1 protein-coding gene is annotated in these 1,667 nt (G+C 53.6%); it reads right to left on the bottom strand.

Going from position 1 to position 1,667, the window contains the following annotated elements; translation table 11 throughout:
• Positions 1 to 68: 68 nt before the first annotated feature.
• Positions 69 to 1,085, bottom strand: coding sequence for an IS481 family transposase (locus J9892_RS22090; RefSeq protein WP_246876740.1), 1,017 nt, complete (start codon positions 1,083 to 1,085; stop codon positions 69 to 71).
• Between the last annotated feature and the right edge of the window lie 582 nt (positions 1,086 to 1,667).

Raw genomic sequence — 1,667 nt, 5'->3', positions numbered from 1 at the left:
TCTGGGCCATAATAATAAACAGTTGGTTAAGATCTCGACTATTTACAGCTTGGCAACGCAAGGTACAATTAAAATCGTACTTGGAGCCGTTCAACTGATCGAGACTTGATCAACTTGTGCAGAGAATGATCATGCGTCGGCCCTGGCTGGGTGTTGTAGTGTTCCAGGTAGCTATCCAGGTCTGTCTGCATCTGTTCTACCGACTCATACCAGGTCGTCCTCCCCTTGATACGGAAGTGTTCATCCAGCAGTGTGCGATGCAGCCGTTCGATAAAGCCGTTGCTCTGCGGCCTGCGTACCTTGGTTGTCCGGTGCTCAATCCCCTCCAGTTGCAGGAACAGCTCGTAGGGATGGTGGTCAGCTCGTCCACAGAACTCGCGCCCGTTATCCGACAGGATGGTATAGACCCGTGCCTCGTGGGCCTCGAAAAACGGCAGTACCGTTTCATTGAGCACATGAACCGAGGTCACCGGCAGCTTGCTGGTGTAGAGCCGTCCCCAGGCGTGGCGGCTATAGCAGTCCAGCACGGTTTGCAGATACACCTTGCCAACCCCCTTGAGCGCGCCGACGAAGAAGGTGTCGACCGCCACCAGTTCTCCGGTGTAGTGAACCTCAATCTGGCGTTCGCGAAACTCGGGGCTGAAGCGTTCGAGCAGGCGAATCTGCTCGTCATTGAGCTCAATGGTCTGCTCCCGGTGAGTTTTCTCAAGGCGCAGCAAGCGGTCGTGTTTGGAGAGCAAGTCGTGCCGTTGCCACACGCCACGCACACCGCCCGCACTGACATTGATGCCTTGCAGAGCCAGTTCTTGCGCGACCCGCAGCGGGCCATGAGTTGGTCTGGTGAGGGAGTAATCGAGGATGGCGTGTTCAATCTCGGGAGCGACCCGATTGGGATGAGCCCCTTTACAGCCTGGCAATTTGTCGAGCAAGCCCTCGGCGCCATAGGTCTGGTAATTACGGCGAATTTCGTAGAACTGCTGACGGCTGTAGCCGATGAGCTTGCAGGCTTTGCTGACATTATTGAGCTCTTTGGCGAGCTCTAGCAGGCTGAGTTTGCGACGTGCTACTTTCTCGTTGGTGGTCATACGGTGACTCCGGATAACACGGTAGGGGTACCGTTTTGTTATCCGGTTTGAAGCCGTATGACCACTCCCTTTTGTGGGAAACTGTCAGGTGAATACCATCTCCATACAATAAATACACACTTCCCGGGGCTACAGGCGCCAGAACTCAAATACAGGTCGCTTGCACGAAGACCTAAGAACCACCCCCGACTGCTCGCTTTGCTCAGTGACGTCCTGAAAAACTACAAGTGTGTAACATACGTTTGTGACAAGCGTTTCCTGCTGCTGCTGATGTTCGTGGACTACGCAGTCGAGCCGTTCTACTACGAGCGGGGAATAAATTTCTATGCGGACGGACAAAATTATTCGCTGGCATCGCTTCTGTATTACGTTGGCCCTACGCTGTTGGGTAAGAATGCCTTTGACATGCTGCTGGCAGCCTTTCAGCGAGCAATGAAAGAAAATCTATGGTCACCCCCTTTTTTGCAACCTTGATTTCGGGTGTTGTGGTTGGCTTGCTTAAATCTATCCGGCGTCTTGATGGAGAATGTTCTCCGCGCCACGATGAGAATCGCGCCTGACTGTCCTAAAAAGACCCTCGGC

The organism is Aeromonas sp. Prich7-2 (genome assembly GCF_017939255.1).
Classification (GTDB): Bacteria; Pseudomonadota; Gammaproteobacteria; order Enterobacterales; family Aeromonadaceae; genus Aeromonas; species Aeromonas caviae.
The sequence above is the reverse complement of the archived record's forward strand: the minus strand, read 5'-3'. Positions and strand labels throughout refer to the sequence as shown.

Bases quoted from the DNA above. Each gene is read 5' to 3' on its own strand.
- J9892_RS22090 (WP_246876740.1), bottom strand. From the start codon at position 1,085: ATGACCACCAACGAGAAAGTAGCACGTCGCAAACTCAGCCTGCTAGAG.